Source organism: Candidatus Dormiibacterota bacterium (assembly GCA_036495095.1).
Lineage (GTDB): Bacteria > Chloroflexota > Dormibacteria > Aeolococcales > Aeolococcaceae > CF-96.
Genome location: DASXNK010000197.1, coordinates 1 through 1,858, shown reverse-complemented (window position 1 = coordinate 1,858; position 1,858 = coordinate 1). Strand labels below are relative to the sequence as shown.

Sequence of the window (1,858 nt, the reverse complement as noted above, 5' to 3'; positions counted from 1 at the left end):
GAGCCGGGCCAGCGCCCGCACCGCCGTCGACTTCGCGGTGCCCTTCTCGCCCCGGATCAGCACCCCGCCGATCGCCGGGTTGATCGCGTTCAGCACCAGCGACTGCTTCATCGACTCCTGGCCGACCAGCGCGGTGAAGGGGAAGATCGTGCGTGCCGGGCCGGCGTTGAGCTTCATGGGGTGGATTCTCGCAGAGCGGGCCCGCTCATCCGGCGCGCAGCTCCTGCTGCACCGACTGCAGGATCGCGCCCTGGGAGAGGTCGTAGAGGCCGAAGTACTTGCCCCCCAGCCGCCCGGAGAGGTCGAGGCAGGCGTTGAACGCGTAGCCGCCGAAGAGCGGCTGGGCGCCGCGGCCGCCGATCCGCGGCAGCTGGGAGTGCTGGGTGTAATCGCGGGCGGAGTCGATCACCAGCGAGCGGACGTTCTCGGTCTTGATCTGGGCCGCGATCCGCTGCGCCTCGACGATCGGCTCCTCGCCGAAGAGGGAGATGTTCCCCCGGCCGTCGCTGATCAGCACCATCAGCGGGTAGACGGTGGGGTCGCGGAGCCGCTCGGTGCGGATCAGCTTGAGCCCGGCGACCAGGCCGTGGGTGAGCGGGGTGGTGCCGCCGACGGTGAGCCGCTGAAGGCGGTCCTCGGCGAGGTCGACGCTCGAGGTGGGGCGCAGCACCACCCGTGCCGTGCGGCCGCTGAAGACCACCAGCGCCACCTTGTCGCGGCGCACGTAGGCGTCGCGGAGCAGCGAGAGCACCGCGCCCTTGGTCGCCTGCATCCGCTGCTCGGCGTCCATCGAGGCGCTGGCGTCGACCACGAAGACGATCAGCGTGCCGGTCTTGCGCTGGCGCACCTTCTGGCGGAGATCGTGGCGCTCGAGCAGCAGCGCCGGCGCGCCCGGGGGCGGGTCCTCGTCGCGGCGGCTCGTTTGGTAGGGGGCGGCGGCGCGCAGGGTGGCGTCGAAGGCGAGGTCGGTGGTGCGCTCGACCTGGGTGCTGCGGACGTAGCGGCCGCGCTTGTCGCCGCTGCGGGTGAGGTTGCGCTTGCCGGCGGTGCGGCGGGTGCGCCGGTCGCGGGGCAGCTGCAGGCGGCGGACCTGGAAGGTGTCGCCGCCGAAGGTGGTCTCGGCCTCGCCGGATGCCGGCTCCTCGGCCTCGGCGCGCTCCGGGGACTGCATCGCGCTGCCCTCGCCGCGGTCGCCGCCGCTGCCCGCCGGGCTGGACTCGACCTGCTCGGAGCTGACCTCGGCGCCGGTGGCCTGGGCCTGGGACTCCATCTGCCGGAGGCGCTCGCGGGCGCTGTCGGCGATGCCCTCGCCGCTCTGCTCGGAGGGCGAGGTGGTCTCGCGCCGGCGGTGGGCCAGGGCCAGCTCGGCGGCGCGGATCACGTCCTGCGGGGTCACCTGGAGGGCGTCGGCGGGACGCAGCCGCTCGACCTCGCCGACCTCGCCGGCGACCACCGCGGTGGCCTCGCGGGCGGCGCAGAGGGTGCGCGCGGTGCGGCTGACCACGATGTCGGCGCGGTGGCCGAGGGCGCCGGCGTCGAGGCAGATCAGCGAGATGAACTGGCGCATCGCCGGGGACACGTCGACGAGGGGGAGCAGCTCCTCGGCGCGGGCGATCACCTCGGCCTGGCGGCGCTCGGCCTCGCCGGTCTCCTCCCAGCTCTCGCCGCGCTGGATCCGCTGGTCGAGCTCGAGGATGGTGACCCGCTCCTCCGCGGTGCGCAGGCCGCGGACGTCGACGCAGAGCCCGAAGCGGTCGAGCAGCTGCGGCCGCAGCTCGCCCTCCTCCGGGTTCATCGTCCCCACCAGGATGAACCGCGACGGGTGCCACACCGAGATCCCCTCGCGCTCCACGACATT

The 1,858-nt window shown here is 73.9% G+C and carries 1 protein-coding gene; it reads right to left on the bottom strand.

Features of this window, described 5'->3' with window-relative positions:
* Positions 1-205: 205 nt before the first annotated feature.
* Positions 206-1,858, bottom strand: a 1,653-nt coding sequence (locus VGL20_20205) for a VWA domain-containing protein (GenBank protein HEY2706013.1), incomplete at its 5' end; no start/stop codon positions are given.